The organism is Caballeronia sp. ATUFL_M2_KS44, assembly GCF_023630965.1.
GTDB classification, from domain to species: domain Bacteria; phylum Pseudomonadota; class Gammaproteobacteria; order Burkholderiales; family Burkholderiaceae; genus Caballeronia; species Caballeronia concitans.
In genome coordinates, this window is sequence record NZ_JALQEA010000039.1 from 455,608 (window position 1) to 474,759 (window position 19,152).

Sequence of the window (19,152 nt, forward strand, 5' to 3'; positions counted from 1 at the left end):
AGACGGTTTAGCTTGGATCGCTGTGCTGCGCTTCTTCTTTGCGCCGCGCCTTGCGTGCGAGGCGCGAATGAATGCCCGCGAACACGAGCGGCACGAAGAAGAGCGTCGATACGGTTGCGAACAACAGTCCGCCGATGACCGCGCGTCCGAGCGGCGCGTTCTGCTCCGCGCCTTCGCCGAGGCCGAGCGCCATCGGGATCATGCCGATGATCATCGCGAACGCGGTCATCAACACGGGACGGATGCGGCTCGCGCCTGCTTCGAGCGCGGCGGTGAGCGGCGGCGCGCCTGCCGTGAGACGCTGGCGCGCGAACGAGACCATCAGAATGCTGTTCGCAGTGGCGACGCCCATCGTCATGATCGCGCCGGTGAGCGCGGGCACGGAGAGATGCGTGCCCGTCAGGAACAGCATCCATACGATGCCCGCGAGCGCGGCAGGCAGCGCGCTCACGATGATGAGCGGATCGATCCACGACTGAAAGTTCACGACGATCAGCAGATACACGAGCACGATCGCCATCGCGACACCCACGCCCAGGCCGAAGAACGACGTGCGCATGGTTTCCACTTGTCCGCGCACGGCGATCTGGCTTCCGCGCGGCAACGCGCGGCGCGCTTCATCGACGAGATGATTCACCTGCCGCGCGACGCTGCCGAGATCGCGGCCTTCGACGCTCACGAAGAGATCGATGACCGGTCGGATGTTGTAGTGCGTGACCACGGCGAATTCGCTCTGCGGTGCAAGGCGCACGAGATTGCCGAGCAGTTGCGTGGGCCCGCTCGCCGATGCGGACACGGGCGTGCGCATCAGTTCGTCGATCGACGACACCTGATACTGCGGCGTCTGCACGGCAAGGTTGTATTCGACGCCATTGCGCGGATTGAACCAGAAGCCCGGCGATGTCTGCGAGCTGCCGGACAACGAAATGAGCACGTTCTGCGCGACGTTGCTTGCGGACAGATTGAGCTGTTGGAGACGCGTGCGATCCATTTGCAGATTGAGCGTCGGCTCGTCGAGCTTCTGCTGGATGTGCGTATCCACGTTGCCGGGAATCATGCGTATCTGCTTCATCAGCTTGCTCGCGACCTGAAAGTTCGCTTGCTGGTTTTGCCCTTGTATCTGCACGTCGATGGCCGCGGGCAGCCCGAAGTTCAAGATCTGCGTGACGATATCGGCGGGCTGAAAGAAGAATTCGACGCCGGGAAAGCGGCGCGGCAGCAGGTTGCGCAACGTATCGATGTAGTTTTGCGTCGGCGCATGATCGGGCTTGAGCGCGACCTGTATCTCGCCGTCGAGCGTGCCGATGGTGCCCGCATTGCTGTACGAAAGATTGATGCCGCTATAAGGCAGGCCGAGGTTATCGAGGATGGTCGCGAGTTCGTCTTGCGGCACGACCTGACGCACGACCTTCTCGACTTCATCCGCGAGACGCGCCGTTTCCTCGATGCGCGTGCCCGTTGGCGCACGCATGTGCATGCGGATATCGCCGGCATCGACAGTCGGAAAGAAGTCCTCGCCGAGCAGGAAGACGAGTCCCGCCGACACCACGCAGAAGCCCAGAAACAGCGTGGCGAAGAGTCGCCGCCGCACGAGCAGGCTGCTCAGGATCACGATATACGCGCCACGCATGCGCTCGAAGCCGTGATCGAAACGCCGGTATAGCCGCGCGAAGAGATTCGGTTTCTTGTTCGCATCGGGTGCGTGCGCGTGGCCCATCAGCAGCATCGCGAGCGTCGGCACCAGCGTGCGCGACAGGATGTACGACGCGATCATCGCGAAGACGACGGCCTCCGCGAGCGGCACGAACAGACAGCGCGCGACGCCGGTGAGAAAGAACATCGGCACGAAGACGATGCAGATGCACAGCGTGGACACGAGCGCCGGCACCGCGATTTCGCCTGCGCCTTCGAGAATGGCATCGTGAAGATCGGTGCCGAGATGAAGGTGACGTTCGATGTTCTCGATGGTCACGGTCGCATCATCCACCAGAATGCCGACCGCGAGCGCGAGACCGCCGAGCGTCATGATGTTGATGGTCTGCCCGAGCGCGTGCAGCGCAAGCAGCGACGAGAGAATCGAGAGCGGTATCGATATCGCGATGATGCACGTGCTGCGCCAGTTGCCGAGAAAGAGGAGGATCATCGCGGCAGTGAGGGCCGCTGCGATCAGCGCTTCGCGAACCACGCCCTGCACGGCGGCCTTGACGAACACGGATTGATCGAAGAGCGCCGTGATCTTGAGGTCTTGCGGCAACGAAGCGCGCGCTTGCGGCAAGAGGTCCTGCAACGTATTGACGATGGAGAGCGTCGACGCGTTGCCGTTCTTCAACACGGAGATGAGCACGCCGCGCCTTCCGTCCTGCCGAACGATGTTCGTCTGCGGCGAGAAGCCGTCGCGCACGTGCGCCACTTCGCGCAGATACGTGGTCGCGCCGTTCACCGTGCGCACCGGAATGTCGTTGAGGCCCGCGACGGTCGTCGGCGACCCGTTCATGTTGATCGTGTATTCCTTCGGGCCTATCTTCGCGGTGCCCGTCGGAAGAATGAGGTTTTGCGCATTCACCGCGCTGACGACATCGGTGGGCGTGAGACCTTTGGCGAGCAGCGCGCGCGTGTCGAGATCGACGGAAATGAGCCGCGTCTTGCCGCCGTATGGATAAGGCACCGCCGCGCCCGGAATGGTCACGAGTTGCGGGCGCAGGAAGTTGAGCGCCGTATCGTTCAGGTCCTGCTCCGACTGCTTCGGACTCGAAAGCCCGAGCTGAATCACCGGAATGCTGGAAGCCGAATAACTGATGACGAGCGGCGGCGTCGCGCCCGGCGGCATCTGCCGCAATTGCGCCTGTTCGACGGCCACGGTCTGCGCAATCGCCGTCTGTATGTTCGCGGTGGGTTGCAGGAACAGCTTGATGATCGCGATGCCGGGCAGCGACTGCGACTCGATATGCTCGATGTTATTGACCGTCGTCGTGAGGCTGCGCTCGTTGACGGACGTGATGCGATTGGCAATGTCCTCGGCAGAGAGGCCCGTGTAATTCCAGATGATGCTGACGACGGGAATATCGATTTCAGGCAGGACGTCCACTGGCGTCGTCAACAGGACGAAGGGCGTGGCCAGCAGGATCATGATGGCCATCACGATGAACGTGTAGGGCCGCTTGAGCGCAACGTTGACGATCCACATTGAGTCGTTCGGAAAATGCGAGGGAAGGGCGCGGCGATGGTTGAGCGGCGCGCGATGATCGATGAACGCGATGCGGCAATCGTGTTCGGTGACGCTATGGTAGTGGCCGCGCCCCAACGACAATATGACGTGAAAATGGCGGTTTCGTCATATAAGGGCGTTTGAAAGAAAAAAGGAAGAGACGTGAGCGATCGCATCGACGCGATCGCCCGATGCGACGATTCAGTTCGCGGATGAACCGTCCGTATTGGCGGGGACGTTGCGAGGCCGGGCCGAACGATAGACGCTCGCGCCGGTATAGATGCCTTCCTTGATATCGAGGAAACTGCCGGGATAACGCTGGTCGTCCACGCCGGGATAGTAGCCGGCGCGTTCCGCGCGAACGAGATCGTCGACGACTTGCTGACGCGTGAGACCGCTGGTTTGCGCTGCTGCGATAACAGGCGACAGCGCAAGAACGGCGGCGGCGATGCGCGTGACTGGCTTCATGGCGAACTCCTCATACGAAGTGATGAAGAAACGCGACTACGGTGCGCGGCCACGGCATTCGCGCGCGGCCTTCTTCATTCTAGGCACGCGCCATGAGGTTCGCCTGCAAACGTGCGATCGAGTTACTCCGGCGTCTGTCCCGGAGGCGTGGTCGACATCGTGCGGCCCGATGCCGAGGTGCCATCCGACGATGCGCCATATGCGCTTCCCGAGTGGATCTTTTCTTCTGCGGCCTGGATGTTGTTGGGATAGAACGCGTCGCGCTCGGATGGGTTGTAGCCGGCCTGTTCGACTTGTTTCAACTCTTCCTTGACCTGCGCGCGCGTGAGCCCTTCCTGGGCGACGGCGGCGAGCGGCGAAGCGACGAGTGCGGCGATGGCAATGCGCGTGACTAGCTTCATGGCGGACTCCTCATGCAAGTGATGGGCGATCGCGGCATGCGCGCCAGGATCATGTGTGAATTCTATTGGTCGGACGGTGACGAGATGCTGGCATCCAGATGGCGCGTCGGTCAGATGAATGGCCGGGCACGCGTCTGAAAGACCGCGCAGCCGGTGATAGACTCGCCTGCTCATCGGGCCTTGCGCCGCGCTTCACATCGACACCGGAACCCATCAATTGCCGTTCAAATTGCCGACCACGGCGACCGCGCCGTTCTGCCCGTCCGAAGTCAAAGGCTCCGTCATCGTCGCGCCGGGTGCGCCGCTCTGGAAGAAGCTGCTGCAATTCGCGGGGCCGGGCCTGCTCATCTCCATCGGCTACATGGACCCGGGCAACTGGGCGACGGATATCGAAGCCGGCTCGCGATACGGCTATGGCTTGTTGTTCGTCGTCCTTTTGTCGAGCCTCGCGGCGATGGTGCTGCAATGCCTGTCGATGCGCTTGGGCATCGTCACGGGCCGCGACCTCGCGCAGCTTTCGCGCGAACGTTACTCGAAGCCCATCGCGAATGCGCAATGGATGCTCGCGGAGTTGTCGATCATCGCGTGCGATCTGGCCGAAGTGCTCGGCGGCGCGCTCGCGTTTCACTTGCTGTTCGGCTGTTCGCTCATGTGGGGCGTGGTCTTCACCGCATTCGACACGCTCATCGTGCTCGGGCTGAAGGGCAAGAATTTCCGCGATCTCGAAGCAATCATGCTCGGGCTGATCGCGACTATCGGCGTGGGATATGTGGTGGAACTCGCGCTGGTGAAGCCGCATTGGCCCGCGGTCGCGGCGGGGCTCGTGCCGTCCATCGACATGCTGTCGAATCGCGAGCCGCTTTATCTCGCCATCGGCATTCTCGGCGCCACCGTCATGCCGCATAACCTGTATCTGCATTCGTCGATCGTGCAGACGCGCGTCGTCAATCGCGATGAAAAGAGCCTTGCATCCGCGATCAAGCTCTCGCGGCTCGATACCATCGTGTCGCTTCTGCTCGCGCTCCTGATCAACGCGGCCATTCTGATTCTCGCGGCCTCCGCGTTTCATGCGACGGGGCATACGCAAGTCACCGAAATCGAGGATGCCTACAAGCTGCTCGCGCCGATTGTCGGTACCGGGCTCGCCGCGATTCTCTTCGCGGTGACGCTCTTCGCTTCGGGGCAAAGCTCGACCTTCACCGGCACCATTGCGGGGCAGGTCATCATGGAAGGCTTCTTGCGCCTGAAGATTCCGTGCTATCAGCGGCGCTTGATCACGCGCGCGCTCGCGCTGGTGCCGGCGGTGATCGGCGTGTATCTGATGGGAAACGGCGCGGTGGGCAAGCTGCTGGTCGCGAGTCAGGTCGTGCTGAGTTTGCAGCTGCCGTTCGCGCTTTATCCGCTGATTCGCATGACGAGCGATCGCGGGTTGATGGGCCGCTTCGCGAACGCCTTGCATACGAAGGCGCTCGCGTGGCTGCTGTTCATCGTGATCAGCGCGGCGAACGCGTGGCTCGTCGTGCAGACCGCGATGGAGTGGTTCGCGTAAGCGCTGCTTACTTGACCACGCCCACCGCAAGGTTCGATTTCGCCGCGACTGCAGCGGGAATCGCGGTATCGGCGGGCAAGGCCTGGTCCGCCGTGGTGCGTCCGCCATCGCGGAAGAACGCGAGTTCGGCGGCCTTGTTCAGCACGAGAATGCTGATGCGGCGATTCGTCGGCTCGTCGATGACGTTCTTGTTGAGCGGCAGCACGTCGGCGAGACCGCGTACCTGCAGCACCTTGCTTTCCTTCATGCCGCCCGTGACCAGCGCGCGGCGCGCCGCGTTCGCGCGCTCGCTCGACAGCTCCCAGTTCGAATAGCCGGCCTGACTGCCTGAATACGGCACGGCGTCGGTATGGCCTGCAATCGACACGCGATTGTCCACGTCGTTGAGCGATGCGCCGATGTTCGAGAGGATCGTCGTCACATAGCTTTCGAGCTTCGAACTGCCCGATGCGAACATCGGCCGCTTGAGCGAATCGACGATCTCGATACGCAAGCCTTCGCTCGTGATCGCAATGCGGATCTGGTCCTTGAACGCACGCAGCGCAGGCGTGTTCTCGATGAGCGCGGTCAGCTTCTGCTTCAACTGCTGCAAGCGTTGCAGGTCTTCTGCCGCGACGGACGCGCGCGCCACCGAAGGCGGCACGGGCTGCGTCTGGCTCTTGCTGGCTTCGCCCGGACGCGAGCTCGACAAGTCCTTGCCGCCGCCGTTGATGATGCTCGTATGCGACGACGCGCCGCCTTCGTTGCCGAAGAGCGCGGAGAGCGGCGTGTTGAAGTATTGCTCGATGCCTTCCTTGTCGTACTTCGACGTGGAGCCGAGCAGCCACATCAGAAGGAAGAAGGCCATCATCGCGGTGACGAAGTCGGCGTAGGCGATCTTCCATGCACCGCCATGATGCCCGCCGTGGCCGCCGCCTTTCTTCTTGCGGCGCACGACGACGGTGGGCGCGAGCACCGATTGCAACGGGTCGCGTGAAGGTCTTTCAGCCATGAGCGCTATTCCTTTCGATCAACGCGTTCGTCAGGCCGACTTCGGCATCTTGGTGGCGCGCACGGCGTCGTCGAGTTCCTGGAAGCTCGGACGATCCGCGGTGAACAGCACCTTGCGGCCGAATTCGACGGCCACGGTCGGCGCATAACCGTTCATCGACGCGAGCAGCACCGACTTCACGCACTGGAACGGCTTGGCTTCGGCCGCGCCCTTCGCGTTGAGCAGGTCCGCGAGCGGTCCGATGAAGCCATATGCGAGCAGAATGCCGAGGAACGTGCCGACGAGCGCGCCCGCGATCATCTCGCCGAGCACGGCGGGCGCGGCGCCCACGGAACCCATCGTATGCACGACGCCCATCACCGCCGCGACGATGCCGAATGCGGGCAGGCCATCGGCCATCTTCTGAATCGCGTTGGCCGCGACGGAGCTTTCCGCGTGATGCGTTTCGAGCTCTTCGTCCATCAGGTCCTGCAATTCCAGCGCATTCACGTTGCCCGCGGACATCATGCGCAGATAATCGACGATGAAGTCGAGCAGGTGATGATCGGCCATCACGTGTTCGTACTTCTGAAAGAGCGGGCTGGCTTCGGGCGCATCGACATCGGCTTCGAGCGCCATCATTCCTTCCTTGCGCGCCTTTTGCAGCAGCTCATAGAGCAGCGCGATCAGCGAGAGATATTTCTCTTTGGTATAGCCGCCACCCTTGAACACCTTGGGCAGCGCCTGAAGCGTTTTCTTGAGCGTGGCAGTCGGGTTCGATACGACGAATGCGCCGATCGCCGCGCCGAAGATACACAGCAATTCGAACGGCTGAACGAGCGCGGCAAGGTGGCCCCCGACGCCGATGAAACTCCCGATCACCGAGCCGATGACCAGAACCCATCCAATAACGACAAACATGATTTCTCCGCAAATGTCCGGGCTAGGCGAGCCGTGCGCGCTCGATCGACGAATCACGCACGGCTCGCCAAGCATTGTCTGCAATGATGCTGGGCTTTTTAACGGCGCGGTACACGGGAAGATTTAGGGGCGTTTGCGCAAACATTTCGAAGGGCTTTATGACGCGGTAAATGTTACGTGGCGCATGACGCGTGAGGTAATGGATGACACGTGCGCGCTTCATCTAATATCGGCGCATGGACACACTCTTTGAGCCCACGACGCGGCCCGCGCCCGCCACCGTCGGCACGCTGCTGCGCGAATGGCGTCAGCGCAGGCGCATGAGCCAGCTCGATCTCGCGGGCATCGCGGATGTATCGACGCGGCATTTGAGCTTCGTCGAATCGGGGAGGTCGATGCCGAGCCGCGACATGCTCATTCGCCTGGCCGAGCAACTCGACGTCCCGCTGCGCGAGCGCAACACGCTCTTCTTGGCGGCGGGTTACGCGCCGCTGTATCGCGAACGCGCGCTCGCCGATCCGCAACTCGATGCAGCGCGCCGCGCCGTCGATCTCGTGCTGAAAGGACACGAGCCGTATCCCGCGCTGGCCGTCGACCGGCACTGGACGATGATCGCCGCGAATGCCGCGCTCGGGCCGCTGGTCGCGTCGGCGGATGCGTCGCTGCTCGCGCCGCCGGTGAACGTGCTGCGGCTGTCGATGCATCCGCTGGGACTCGCGAGCGTTATCGAGAATTGGCACGAATGGCGCGCGCATCTGCTCGCGCGCGTGCGGCGTCAGGTCGAAGTGTCGGGCGATGCGACGCTCGCCGCGCTCATGAAGGAACTCGAGGCTTATCCCGCGCCGCCGCATGCCGCGAACGAGCGGCACGGCGAGCCGGATGCGGTCATCGTGCCGCTGCGTTTGCGCACGGCACGTGGCGTGCTTTCGTTCTTCAGCACGACGACCGTGTTCGGCACGCCCGTGGACATCACGTTGTCGGAACTGGCGATCGAAGCCTTCTTTCCCGCCGACGACGCCACCGCTGCCGCATTGCGCGAACTCGCCGACGCGCGCCGTTGACGGTCACCCTTACAAAAAGGAACCCGCCGACGCCGCGCGGATCAATAATAGAAACGTTGCGCGCTCGCGCGCTTGACGACATTTGTCCAACCAACGCGGAAAAGCAGCCATGATTCAAACATTCGAACAGGTGATCGGCGGTGAGCGCATGCAGTTCTGCGCCAGCATCGCGGAAGGCGGCGGGCCGCAACGCGTCATCATCAGCCGCGCGGATTCGGCGGAGTCGCTCGTGATCGTCGAGGCCGACGGCATCATCGGCGCGATCAAGGCGGAAGTGGAAGCGCCCGACACGTTCGTCGCGGACGCGGTGCGCAAGGCGCAGCAGGAAGCGCTGATCGAACGCGCGCTGGAAACAGGCACGGTGCAGACGACGAGCCTGTAACGCGCGTCGTTGCTCGAATAATGCCCGCGCGGTTTCGGACCGCGCGGGCATTGCTTTTTACGCGTGCCGCGTGACTTACATGCGCGGCTCGCCGTTGTGCGGATCGGCGGGGATCATCGGCGTGGCGGAATCGGGGCCGTCGGGCATGTCGGGATCGTCGGGATTCGGCGGGGCGTCGGGATCGAGCAGCTTGTCGGGATCCGGCTCGATGTTTTCTTCCGGTGAGCGAGGCATGGTGGACATGATGGCGTGTTCTCCGGGGAAAGGAACGAAGGCGGGGACGAAGGCGCGCGTTCACGCGCTCGGCCGTAGCGCGTGCAACGGGCGTTCCCGGTGCCTGCATGCCTAAAAAAATGGCGCGCTCCGAACCGCGAGCGCGCCATCGATTGTTCAGCCGCGAGACTTATCGCGCAGCCGGCGCTTCCTTGATGAAGAGCGACGTCAGCGCGCCCACGACGCACAACGCGCCGACGTACAGCGCAGGCGCCATCGGGCTCGACTTCATCATCAGCGAGACGACGATCGGCGTGAGTCCACCGAACACCGCATACGCGACGTTGTACGAGAACGAAATGCCCGAGAAGCGCACGGCGGGCGGGAAGGACTTGACCATCACGAACGGAATCGCGCCGATCACGCCGACGGTGAAGCCCGTGAACGCGTACCACGGCAGCAGCACGGAGGCGTCGATTGCGACCTGCTTGAAGAGCGCGTAGTACGACACGGCCAGCATGATGCCGCCGACAAAAATGGTCTTGCCCGCGCCGATGCGCCCCGCGATCGCGCCCGCCAGCACGCAGCCGATGGTCAGGCAAAGCGTCGCCGCGCAGTTCGCGACGAGCACGGTCGCCGGCGCGATGCCGAACTGCTTTTGCAGGAGCGTCGGCGTCATCAGGATCACGACGACGATCGCGGCGGACAGCATCCACGTCAGCAGCATCGACACGATCACGGCGCGGCCATGGTCGCGCAGCACGGCCTTCAGCGGAATCTCCGCCGCGAGCGACTTGCGCTTCTGCAACTCCGCGAACACCGGCGTTTCATGCAGCCAGCGGCGCAGATAGACCGAGCACAGCCCGAACACGCCGCCGAGCAGGAACGGCAGACGCCACGCGAAAGCGGCGACATCGGCGGGAACGAAGCTCTTGTTGATGGCCGTCGCGATCAGCGAGCCGAGCAGAATGCCCGCCGTGAGGCCGGCCGTCAGCGTGCCGCATGCATAGCCGATATGACGGCTCGGCACGTGCTCCGACACGAACACCCACGCGCCCGGCACTTCGCCGCCGACCGCCGCGCCCTGCATCACGCGAAACAGCAGCAACAGCACCGGCGCCATCATGCCGATGGACGCATACGTGGGCAGCCCGCCCATCAGGAGCGTCGGCACCGACATCAGCAGCACGGACAGCGTGAACATGCGCTTGCGGCCGAGCAGGTCGCCGAAGTGCGCCATGACGATGCCGCCCAGCGGCCGCGCAAGATAACCGGCGGCGAAGATGCCGAAGGTCTGCAATTGCCGCAGCCAGTCGGGAATCGAAGGCGGGAAAAATAGCTGGCCGATGACCGGCGCGAAGAACACGAAAATGATGAAGTCGTAGAACTCGAGCGCGCCGCCGAGCGCGGCGAGCGTGAGCGTCTTGTAATCGCCGCGCGTGAGCGAGCGGCCGGCGGCGTGCGACGCGCCGTCGAAAGGTGTTGCCTGCATCGAATGAGAACCCGTAATGAGAAAAGCCACGCGTGCCGTCAGCGACGCATGGAACGAGGCGATGCCCTGCGGGATGTCAGACGCGCCGGGTGAGCGCGAAACGGGAACGACTCGGGCGCGGATTCGAAGCCGGCACCCGCCAACCGCACTGCGCGTGACGACGGGCAGCCGCGGCGCATGCCTTCGCGGCGTCTCGGTAAAAACGGCGAAAGCGGGGTTTGGGCCATTGTGAGCCAAAGGCGGCATGTTACAGGATGTAAGTCTCCGCTACACGAACTTTCGCAATCGGACGATTGCGCGGTGGTGCCCGGGAGACGCACGCCGTGACAAGTGATGACATGCGTTGACAATTTCGGATCAATCCGATGGGAAAGGGATGCCCGGCTGACCAGAATGCGTGCCTGTATTCGGCGTCTCTTTTTGTAACGAGACGCCCGGGGAACGCCGCGGCAGCAGGGCGGCGTTCGGCCCATGTCCCTTAGACTCATCAGGCTTGACACTATGCGCGTCGCCGTTTTGCAAACCGACACAAGTTATCGAAACCTCATCAGCGACGTCGTCAAACGGCTCGGCCACACGGTCGTGACCTTTGGCGACGGTCTCATGCTCTCCAAAGCGCTTTCGCGCTCGACGGTCGATCTGCTGATTCTCGACTGGAATTCGTCCGGTCTCTGCGGTCTCGATCTTCTCAAATCCGTGCGTTCGAGCTTCGGCGAACGCGTTCCCGTCATGTTCGCCACGCCCGACGGCGCGGAGCACAACGTCGTGTGTGCGCTGACGGCGGGCGCGGACGACTACGTGGTGTACCCCATCCGCCCGGGCGAATTCGGCGCGCGCATCGAAGCGTTGCTGCGCCGCGCGTTCCCGGCCACGTCGAGCGCGTGCCTCGAAATCGGGCCGTATCGTTTCGATTCGCGCCAGCAGACCGTCACCGTGCGCGGCCGTCCGGTGCAACTGAGCGGCACGCAGTTCCGCCTCGCGCAGCTTTTCTTCTCGAACATCGGCCGCGTGCTGTCGCGCGATCACATCTTCGCGATGGTCTGGGGCCGCGAGTTCCGCGAAACCACGCGCACCATCGACAGTCACGTGTCGCGTCTGCGCCTCGCGCTGGAAATCGAGCCGGTGAACCACTTCCGCCTGCAGCCGGTGTACAAGAGCGGTTACCGGCTCCTGCATCTCTACGATGACAACGAGGATGCCGGCGACGACCGCGCGGAACCGGAGCGTGCGCGTATCGCCGCGTGAAGCGTCGAAGCCGAGCAGCACCATGAAAAATGCCGTCGCAGGACGGCATTTTTCATTTCTGGGCCAGGCCACGGTTCTCCATTCCACCGTCGCATGCCGAAGAATAGTGGGGACAGCGCCAATATTGACGCAATTCCAGCGCCCCTATAATCGTCGCGAAAATCACGCACACGACCAAACGCGAACGCTCGATGAGCACGCAGGGCCTTACTGCCGGACACGCTTCGCGCGATGCGCTGCACGCCGATGCGCCGACGCCTTCGTCGCTGAGCGACATGCTCTCGCACTTCGCGCTGCTCGCGCCGGTCTTCGATGCGATGCCGGATATCGTCTTCTTCGTGAAGGACCGCGACGCGCGCTACGCGATGGTCAACCGCACGCTCGCGCGTCGTTGCGGCCACAAGGACGACAAGACCGCGCTCATCGGCAAGACCGCCGAGGACGTGTTTCCGCGCCGCTTCGGGCGCATCTACACGGCGCAGGATCAGGCGATCATCGCGCAGGGCGTGCAACTCATCGATCAACTGGAACTGCATCTGTATCCCGGACGCGAGCCCGGCTGGTGCATGACCTGCAAGCAGCCGCTTCACGACGCGCAAGGGAAGATCGTCGGGCTCGCGGGCATTTCGCGCGACCTGCAGGCGGCCGAGGGAACGCATCCGGCATACAGCCGGCTCGCGGCGGTCGTGCAGCATATCCAGGAAAATTACGTGCAGCCGCTAAACATGCGCGATCTCGCGAAAATGGCGAACATGTCGATCGCGCAGCTCGAACGCTATTTTCACAAGGTCTTTCATTTGACGCCGCGACAGGTGCTGCTGAAAACGCGCCTCGATGCGGCAACGGCGCTGCTCGTCACGCACGACAAGGTGACGGACGTCGCCGCGCTGTGCGGCTACACCGATCACAGCGCGTTCACGCGTCAGTTCAAGGCGACGGTCGGCATCACGCCGACGGAGTATCGGGCGCTGTTGCAATCGCCGGCGACGCGTGCGGACGTTCCGAGCCTTGCAAACGTCTGACGTGCAAGAAGGGATGGACCATGCCGGAATTACACGGTCGTGCGCATTGGTGGTGCGGCCGGGGAAAAATCGGCCGGAATCGCGCGCCCCGTATGGCGCGGCATTCCGGCGAAAGGGCCGCTCGCCGGTCCGAAATTTGCTGTTGGGGGAATTGCTGGGATTACGGCGACCGGCCAATCGAGCTGGCGCCGCCCGGATACCGCGAGACGTTCCGCACCGGCGCACGCGCGGCAAAAAGATACGGTGCGTTCGGAATTCCCGCTGCGTTTTTCTGTCAACGGAAGCGCACCTAGCGCGACGCGAAGACAAGGACGAAGCGGCGAGCCGTGGAGACCGCGCGCGCGAGAATTCCGTTTTTGGCAGTTGAAAACAAAATCATGAACGAAGTAGCAAGACTGGGGCATGCGCGGATCGTACTCATCGAAGACGATCCCGAGAGCAGGGCGTCACTGCAGATGTTGCTGGAAGATGAAGGAGCCGAGGTCATCGCCGTGGCCGACGCCGAAGACGGCGTGGAAACCGCGATCCGCGTGCTCCCCGATGCAGTGATCTGCGATCTCGACCTTCCTGGAATGGACGGTTTCTATCTCATCCAACATTTGCGCGACCACGAAATACGCGGAAATCTGCCGCCTTCCGTCGCCATTGCGCTGACGGGCCACGACGGCGACGAATATCGATTGCGAAGTATCGGCGAAGGATTCCAGCATTTCATGACGAAGCCCGCGCATCCCGATGCGCTCGTCACGCTGATTCAGGACGCGCTCAACGCACGCGTCGTCGCCTGACGCCGGGCTTCAAAAGGCGCGCGCCGCGATGCACGCGGCGCGCCGCTCTCTATGAACGGTCGCGATTACGCGCCCGCGTGGCGCCCGTGATCACCGCGATACCGAGCAGAATGACCGCGACGATCGCGATCGTATGTTGCGCGACGTGCATGGCGACGAGCGCCCACGACACGCCGCCGATGAAAATAAGCCATCCCACGAGATAAATGACGAGCGTCATCGGGTTCTCCTTTTCCTTGTCTTAATGGCAATGTCCTTGAAGCAGGGGATAGCCTGCAAGATGCGTACCGAATACGACCACACGCCATGCTCATCGTCCATCACCTCAACAATTCCCGGTCGCAGCGCGTGCTGTGGATGCTCGAAGAACTCGGCGTCGAATACGAGCTGAAGCGTTATCAGCGCGATCCGCACACGATGCTCGCGCCGCCGGAACTGCGCGCCGTGCATCCGCTCGGCAAGTCGCCGGTCATCACCGATGGCGCGCTGACCGTCGCGGAGTCGGGCGCGATCATCGAATATCTCGTGGACCGTTATGGCGAAGGACGCTTCTCGCCGCCGCATGGCGCGTCGCCGGAACGCGTGCGCTACAACTACTGGATGCATTACGCCGAAGGCTCCGCCATGCCGCCGCTTTTGCTCAAGCTCGTCGCGTCGCGGATTGCGGGCGCGAAGATGCCGTTTTTCGCGAAGCCGATTGCCAAGCGCATCGCGGGAACGCTGCAGTCGAGTTTCATCGATCCGCAACTGAAGCTGCATTTCGGCTATATCGACGGCGAACTCGCGAAATCGCCGTGGTTCGCGGGTGATTCGTTCAGCGCAGCCGACGTGCAGATGAGCTTCCCGCTCGAAGCCGCCAGCCAGCGCGCGGGCGCGAACGGCCTGCCGCATATCCGCGCTTTTCTGAAGCGCATTCACGCGCGGCCCGCGTATCAGCGCGCGCTCGAACGTGGCGGCCGATACGACTATGCCGATTGACCCTTGCGTACAATGAGCGCACGCGCATTGACCAACACAAGGTAACGCATGGCTCGAATCGTTCCCGACGACTGGAAGAATCTCGAAGCGACCGGCGCCGCCGCGCGCGAACTGGAGACGCTCGCGCTGCTCGAAAAGTTGCCCGAGGATTACACCGTTTATCACGGCGTTCACTGGACGCGCATCAACGAAGGCTTTTCAGTTTTCGGCGAGGCGGATTTCGTCGTGGTCGCGCCGTCCGGCCGCGTGCTGATGATCGAGATGAAGGCCGGCTTCCTGCGCGAAACCGGCGCGGGACTCGTCAAGGTCTATCTGCAGAAGGAACGCAACGTCGCCATTCAGCTTGCACGCACGCTCGAAAATCTGCATCGGCGGTTCACGGCGGCGTTCGGCGCGGGGACGTACCGGATCGAGGAACTGCTGTATTGCCCCGACTATACGGTGAAAGACGCGGCAATCGCGGGCGTGCCGCCGGGGCGGATCGTCGATGCGAGCCGCAAGGCGCAACTCGCGCGCGTCGTGCTGGAGATTCTTCCGCCCGACGAACCACGCTTCGAAGCCGCCGCGCGCATCCATCATTTTCTCGCCGATGAACTCTCGCTCACGCCCGATACCAACGCGCTCGTCGGCGCGGCGAACACACTGGTCACGCGGCTGTCGGGCGGTCTCGCGACGTGGGCGCGCCGGCTCGAATTCGAGCCGTTCCGCCTGCGCGTGATCGCGACGGCGGGCGCGGGCAAGACGCAACTCGCCGTGCGCGTGATGCGCGACGCGCTCGCCGCCGGCAAGAGCGTGCTCTACGTGTGCTTCAACCGGCCGCTCGCGGACCATATCCGCGCGATCGCGCCGAAAGAGGCGAAGATCGCGAACTATCATCAACTGAGCGCGGCCGTCGCGCGCGATGCCGGCAGTCCGCCCGACTTCAGCCAGCCCAACGTCTTCACGACGCTCGAAGAGCGCTTCGCCGCCGTGCCGGTGCCGGAGCACTGGAAGACGGACGTGCTGATCGTCGACGAAGGACAGGATTTTCAGGCGGCGTGGGTCGAATCGCTCGAACGGCTGCTCAATCCGGACGGCGCGTGGTGGTGGCTCGAAGATCCGATGCAGAACCTGTATCTGCGCGAGCCGGTGCCGCTGCCCGGCTGGACTATCCTGCGCGAAAGCACGAACTATCGCAGCCCGCGCGATTTGCTCGGCTTCATCCGCAAGATCGTCGGGCCGGGTGTGCGGCTCGATGCGGGCAGCCCGTTCGACGGCTCCGACGTCACGATTTCCACCTACGAGGACGGGCATCCCGAGGAAGTCATCGAAGCGACCAAGCGTGCCATCACGCACGCGCTCTCGCTCGGCTTTCGCAAGCAGGACATCGCGGTGCTGTCGTTTCGCGGGCGCGAAGGCTCGGCGCTGACGGCCGTGGATCATCTCGGGCCGCATCGGCTGCGCGCGTTCACCGGCACTTATGATCTCTTTGGCAACCCGGAGTATCGCGAAGGTGACGTGCTGCTCGAATCGATATATCGCTTCAAGGGGCAATCCGCGCCGTGCGTGGTGCTCACCGAAGTCGATTTCGACGCGCTCGACGACCAGGCCGCGCGCAAAATCTTCGTAGGCGCGACACGCGCGACGATGAAGCTCATCGTGGTCGCGTCGGAGCGTGCAGCGCGCGAAATCGACGCGCTCAGGTAGCGCGCGCATCGCGCGTCGGGTATCGAACGAACATGGCCATTACGCGCAACGACTCTCTGTTTCGCGCGCCCAGTGCGCGCCCGCTGCTTCGCCGCCTGTGGTACGCGGTGATGTTCGTGCTCGCCGTTGCGCCGCCGTTCGGCGTGGTCGGCTACATGGTGTATTCGGGGCTGGTCGCGCGCGAGACGCATCGCGTGGTCGCGCCTTACGAAGGGCTGTACTGGGACGCCGCGCAGTTCCAGATTGCGTACGAGCGGTTCGAGACGCAAGTGCTGCTCTTGCGCAATGGCATCGACGAAGACGCCGAAGCGGTGCGCTCCAGCTACGCGCGGCTGCTCGCACGGCTCGACGACGCAGCGGAATCGGCGCGCACGCCCGACGGGCACGAAGCGCTGCGCAATCGTCAAGACGAGATCGTGCGGCAGTTGCGCACGGCGCTCGGTTCCATCCAGTTCGATGTGGAAAGGCTCCGCGGCGACCGGCAGCGCACGTTGCGCATCATCGGCGTGTTGCGGCAGAACGCGCCCGCCGTCGCGGAACTGTCGAGCGGGCGCCGTCTCATGGATGCCGCCGAGCACGAGGCGATCGTCCGCGATTTCGACGCGAAGCGCCGCTATCTGATCTATAGCGGCGTACTGCTCGGCATGCTCTCGGCGGCGGCGACCTCGCTGCTTCTGCTGAACGGCTATCGCCGCACGCGGCTCATCGAGCAGCAACGCGCCGCGCTCGCCGCCGAGCATCAGGCGACGCGGGCGGCGCGCGAAGCGGGCGTCGCGAAGGACACTTTTCTCGGCATGATCAGCCACGAGTTGCGCACGCCGCTGCATGCCATCGTTTCGTCCATCGAGTTGCTCGGGCTGAATCTGCGTGGCGAAGCGGACCGCAAGATCATTCAGCGGCTCGAAACCGGCGCGCGCCATCTCGAAGCGCAAATGCGCGATCTGACCGATTACGCGCGGCTCGGCGCGGGCAAGCTCGAACTGCGCATGACGGTGTTCGATCCGGTGGAACTGCTCGAATCGATCGTCGACGCCAACGCGCCCGCCGCGACCGCGAAAGGGCTGCATCTGCGCGGCGAGTACGACGGCAAGCGCGGGCCGCTGGAGTCGGACCCGCATCGCGTGCGGCAGATCGTGACGAACCTCGTCACCAACGCGATCAAGTACACGGACGCCGGTTCCATCGAAGTGCATTTCGCGCGCTCGGCCAAGCGCCTCGACATCACGGTGACGGATACCGGGCCGGGCATCGCGCGCGAACAGCTGCCGCTGATTTTCCAGGAGTTCACGCAGCTGGATTCGTCCAGCACGCGGCGTTTCGACGGCGCCGGAATGGGCCTCGCGGTCGTGCGCGGGCTCGTCGATCTGCTCGGCGGGAGCATCGAAGTGGCGAGCGAAGTGGGCGAGGGCGCGGCGTTTCGCGTGAGTCTGCCGGCGACGTCGGTGGAGCGCATTCCCGAGGCCGGCCACGACGACGCCGATGCGCCCGGCGCGGGTAAATCGCGCGTGCTCGTCATCGACGATCACGAAGCGATTCGCGAGTCGCTGACCGAAATGCTGACGCATCTCGGCTACTGGGCGATCGCGGTGCCGGACGTGGACAGCGCGCTCGCGTGGCTGCGCGCCTACGACGCCGACGTGATCCTCGCCGACCTCCACATGCCGGGCAAGGACGGCTATTCGTTCGCGAACGAGTATCGCGCGCGCACCGCGCCGGGCGCGAGCGTGCCGATCATCGCGGTGAGCGCGTATGTGCCGGAACTGGTGGACCCGAGCGCATCGGTGTTCTTCTTTGACTACTTGCTGAAGCCGGTGCGCTACGAAGTGCTGAAAGCCGCCGTGCATCGCGCGGCGACGGCGCGGCGGCGCGCGGCTTGAACGCTGGCGATCAGGCGATCAGGCGCGCAACAGCCGTTTCGACAGATCCGCGACCAGAATGCCGAGCCGCGCGGGTTTTTCGAAACACGTGACGTTGTAGTCGCGAATGATTTGGCTGATCTCCGATTCGCTCGCCTTGCCCGTGGTCAGCTCGCCCGTGAGCACGAAGACCGGCGCATCCGGATTGTCCGATTCGCGCACGGCCTGGATCGCGCCCGCGGACGTGTGCGCGCCGAACAGCCAGTCGATGACCACGGCATCGAACACTTGCGACTGCAGCGCGTCGAGGAACGCGTCGAGGCCGTAGAAGGCCATCGCCGTGAAGCCGGTCATTTCCAGATAATCGTGCAGATTGTCGGCGGAGGCGTGATCGTCGTCGACGACCGCGATGACCGGCTTTTCCGTATCCGCGCGGCGCGGCAGGATCTCGATCTTGTGGACGTCGCAGGCTTCCTGCAGCAGCACGCCTTCGTGGCGCGTGACGACCCAGCGGGCGTTCAGTTTCTGCGCGATGAAATCCGGCCGCGTGCCGGCATCGAGCGTATTGCCGATCCACGCGGTACACGGAATCTCGACCGATCCGAGTTTCAGCACCGCGTCGTGCGGCGTGCCTTCGGTGTCGTCGGGGCGCGTGTCGATGGCGTCGAAGAGCTTGAGCGCGGGCTCGTCGAAGGCATCGGCGACGCGGCGAATCTGCGCGATCGTCCACGGACTGTTGCCGCGCAGCTTGCGATGCCCCTGCGAAAAGCTGAGATCGAGAATGCGGCACAACTCGGCGGTTTGCTGCCGCTTGCCGATGCCGTGACGGCTCATAAGCTCGCGCACGCGTTCGGCGACGGCGAGCGATTCCGAAGAAGACGTTTCAGTGACCATACTGCCAGGCGGGTGCTGTAA

Annotated in this window: 17 protein-coding genes and 1 pseudogene; 9 read left to right on the forward strand and 9 right to left on the reverse strand. The window is 63.7% G+C overall.

What is annotated here, in order from left to right:
* Positions 1 to 7: 7 nt before the first annotated feature.
* The 3 genes from NCR39_RS17480 to NCR39_RS17490 form a co-directional block, all read right to left on the reverse strand.
* Complete coding sequence (locus tag NCR39_RS17480) at positions 8 to 3,184, reverse strand: efflux RND transporter permease subunit (protein ID WP_250453329.1); 3,177 nt, start codon at positions 3,182 to 3,184, stop codon at positions 8 to 10.
* A 222-nt stretch (positions 3,185 to 3,406) separates the two neighbouring features.
* Positions 3,407 to 3,673, reverse strand: coding sequence for a DUF4148 domain-containing protein (locus tag NCR39_RS17485; RefSeq protein WP_250453330.1), 267 nt, complete (start codon positions 3,671 to 3,673; stop codon positions 3,407 to 3,409).
* 122 nt (positions 3,674 to 3,795) lie between these two features.
* Positions 3,796 to 4,074: a DUF4148 domain-containing protein gene (locus NCR39_RS17490; RefSeq protein ID WP_250453331.1), complete on the reverse strand. Its 279-nt coding sequence runs from the start codon at positions 4,072 to 4,074 to the stop codon at positions 3,796 to 3,798.
* Between the two features lie 217 nt (positions 4,075 to 4,291).
* Here NCR39_RS17490 and NCR39_RS17495 point away from each other — a divergent pair, with 217 nt between their 5' ends.
* Entirely contained in the window at positions 4,292 to 5,623 is a 1,332-nt protein-coding gene (locus tag NCR39_RS17495; protein ID WP_250453332.1) for an Nramp family divalent metal transporter, read from the forward strand.
* A 7-nt stretch (positions 5,624 to 5,630) separates the two neighbouring features.
* On the opposite strand, the gene motB is transcribed toward NCR39_RS17495, so the two are convergent.
* The gene (gene motB, locus NCR39_RS17500) at positions 5,631 to 6,614 is read right to left on the reverse strand and encodes a flagellar motor protein MotB (protein ID WP_250453333.1); all 984 of its coding nucleotides are present in this window, start codon (positions 6,612 to 6,614) and stop codon (positions 5,631 to 5,633) included.
* A gap of 30 nt (positions 6,615 to 6,644) precedes the next feature.
* A complete protein-coding gene (motA, locus tag NCR39_RS17505; RefSeq protein WP_250453334.1) occupies positions 6,645 to 7,514 on the reverse strand; it encodes a flagellar motor stator protein MotA in 870 nt (289 codons plus the stop codon).
* 228 nt (positions 7,515 to 7,742) lie between these two features.
* Between motA and NCR39_RS17510 the strand changes: the two are divergent.
* A pseudogene (locus tag NCR39_RS17510) lies at positions 7,743 to 8,575 on the forward strand (helix-turn-helix domain-containing protein).
* Between the two features lie 109 nt (positions 8,576 to 8,684).
* Positions 8,685 to 8,957 carry a hypothetical protein gene (locus NCR39_RS17515; RefSeq protein ID WP_040052151.1) on the forward strand — a complete coding sequence of 91 codons (273 nt, stop codon included), beginning with the start codon at positions 8,685 to 8,687 and terminating at the stop codon, positions 8,955 to 8,957.
* 75 nt (positions 8,958 to 9,032) lie between these two features.
* Here NCR39_RS17515 and NCR39_RS17520 read toward each other — a convergent pair whose 3' ends face one another.
* Complete coding sequence (locus NCR39_RS17520; protein WP_250453336.1) at positions 9,033 to 9,200, reverse strand: hypothetical protein; 168 nt, start codon at positions 9,198 to 9,200, stop codon at positions 9,033 to 9,035.
* Between the two features lie 160 nt (positions 9,201 to 9,360).
* Positions 9,361 to 10,662, reverse strand: a complete 1,302-nt coding sequence (locus NCR39_RS17525; RefSeq protein ID WP_250453337.1) for an MFS transporter — start codon at positions 10,660 to 10,662, stop codon at positions 9,361 to 9,363.
* A 501-nt stretch (positions 10,663 to 11,163) separates the two neighbouring features.
* Here NCR39_RS17525 and NCR39_RS17530 point away from each other — a divergent pair.
* From NCR39_RS17530 to NCR39_RS17540, 3 genes are all read left to right on the forward strand, one after another.
* Positions 11,164 to 11,907, forward strand: coding sequence for a response regulator transcription factor (locus NCR39_RS17530; protein ID WP_250453338.1), 744 nt, complete (start codon positions 11,164 to 11,166; stop codon positions 11,905 to 11,907).
* A gap of 275 nt (positions 11,908 to 12,182) precedes the next feature.
* Complete coding sequence (locus tag NCR39_RS17535; RefSeq protein ID WP_250453665.1) at positions 12,183 to 12,929, forward strand: AraC family transcriptional regulator; 747 nt, start codon at positions 12,183 to 12,185, stop codon at positions 12,927 to 12,929.
* 377 nt (positions 12,930 to 13,306) lie between these two features.
* On the forward strand, positions 13,307 to 13,717 hold the full coding sequence (locus NCR39_RS17540; RefSeq protein ID WP_250453339.1) for a response regulator: 411 nt from the start codon (positions 13,307 to 13,309) through the stop codon (positions 13,715 to 13,717).
* Between the two features lie 49 nt (positions 13,718 to 13,766).
* On the opposite strand, the gene NCR39_RS17545 is transcribed toward NCR39_RS17540, so the two are convergent.
* A complete protein-coding gene (locus NCR39_RS17545) occupies positions 13,767 to 13,937 on the reverse strand; it encodes a hypothetical protein (RefSeq protein WP_250453340.1) in 171 nt (56 codons plus the stop codon).
* An 86-nt stretch (positions 13,938 to 14,023) separates the two neighbouring features.
* Between NCR39_RS17545 and NCR39_RS17550 the strand changes: the two genes are divergently transcribed.
* From NCR39_RS17550 to NCR39_RS17560, 3 genes are read left to right on the forward strand one after another with little or no spacing between them, the layout of a single operon-like run.
* Positions 14,024 to 14,695 carry a glutathione S-transferase gene (locus tag NCR39_RS17550; RefSeq protein WP_250453341.1) on the forward strand — a complete coding sequence of 224 codons (672 nt, stop codon included), beginning with the start codon at positions 14,024 to 14,026 and terminating at the stop codon, positions 14,693 to 14,695.
* Positions 14,696 to 14,743: 48 nt separating this feature from the next.
* The gene (locus NCR39_RS17555) at positions 14,744 to 16,381 is read left to right on the forward strand and encodes an ATP-binding domain-containing protein (protein ID WP_250453342.1); all 1,638 of its coding nucleotides are present in this window, start codon (positions 14,744 to 14,746) and stop codon (positions 16,379 to 16,381) included.
* Between the two features lie 32 nt (positions 16,382 to 16,413).
* Complete coding sequence (locus NCR39_RS17560; RefSeq protein ID WP_250453343.1) at positions 16,414 to 18,258, forward strand: ATP-binding response regulator; 1,845 nt, start codon at positions 16,414 to 16,416, stop codon at positions 18,256 to 18,258.
* A gap of 18 nt (positions 18,259 to 18,276) precedes the next feature.
* Here NCR39_RS17560 and NCR39_RS17565 read toward each other — a convergent pair whose 3' ends face one another.
* Positions 18,277 to 19,131 (reverse strand): helix-turn-helix domain-containing protein, encoded by an 855-nt coding sequence (locus NCR39_RS17565; protein ID WP_250453344.1) that lies wholly within the window; start codon positions 19,129 to 19,131, stop codon positions 18,277 to 18,279.
* Positions 19,132 to 19,152 lie beyond the last annotated feature (21 nt).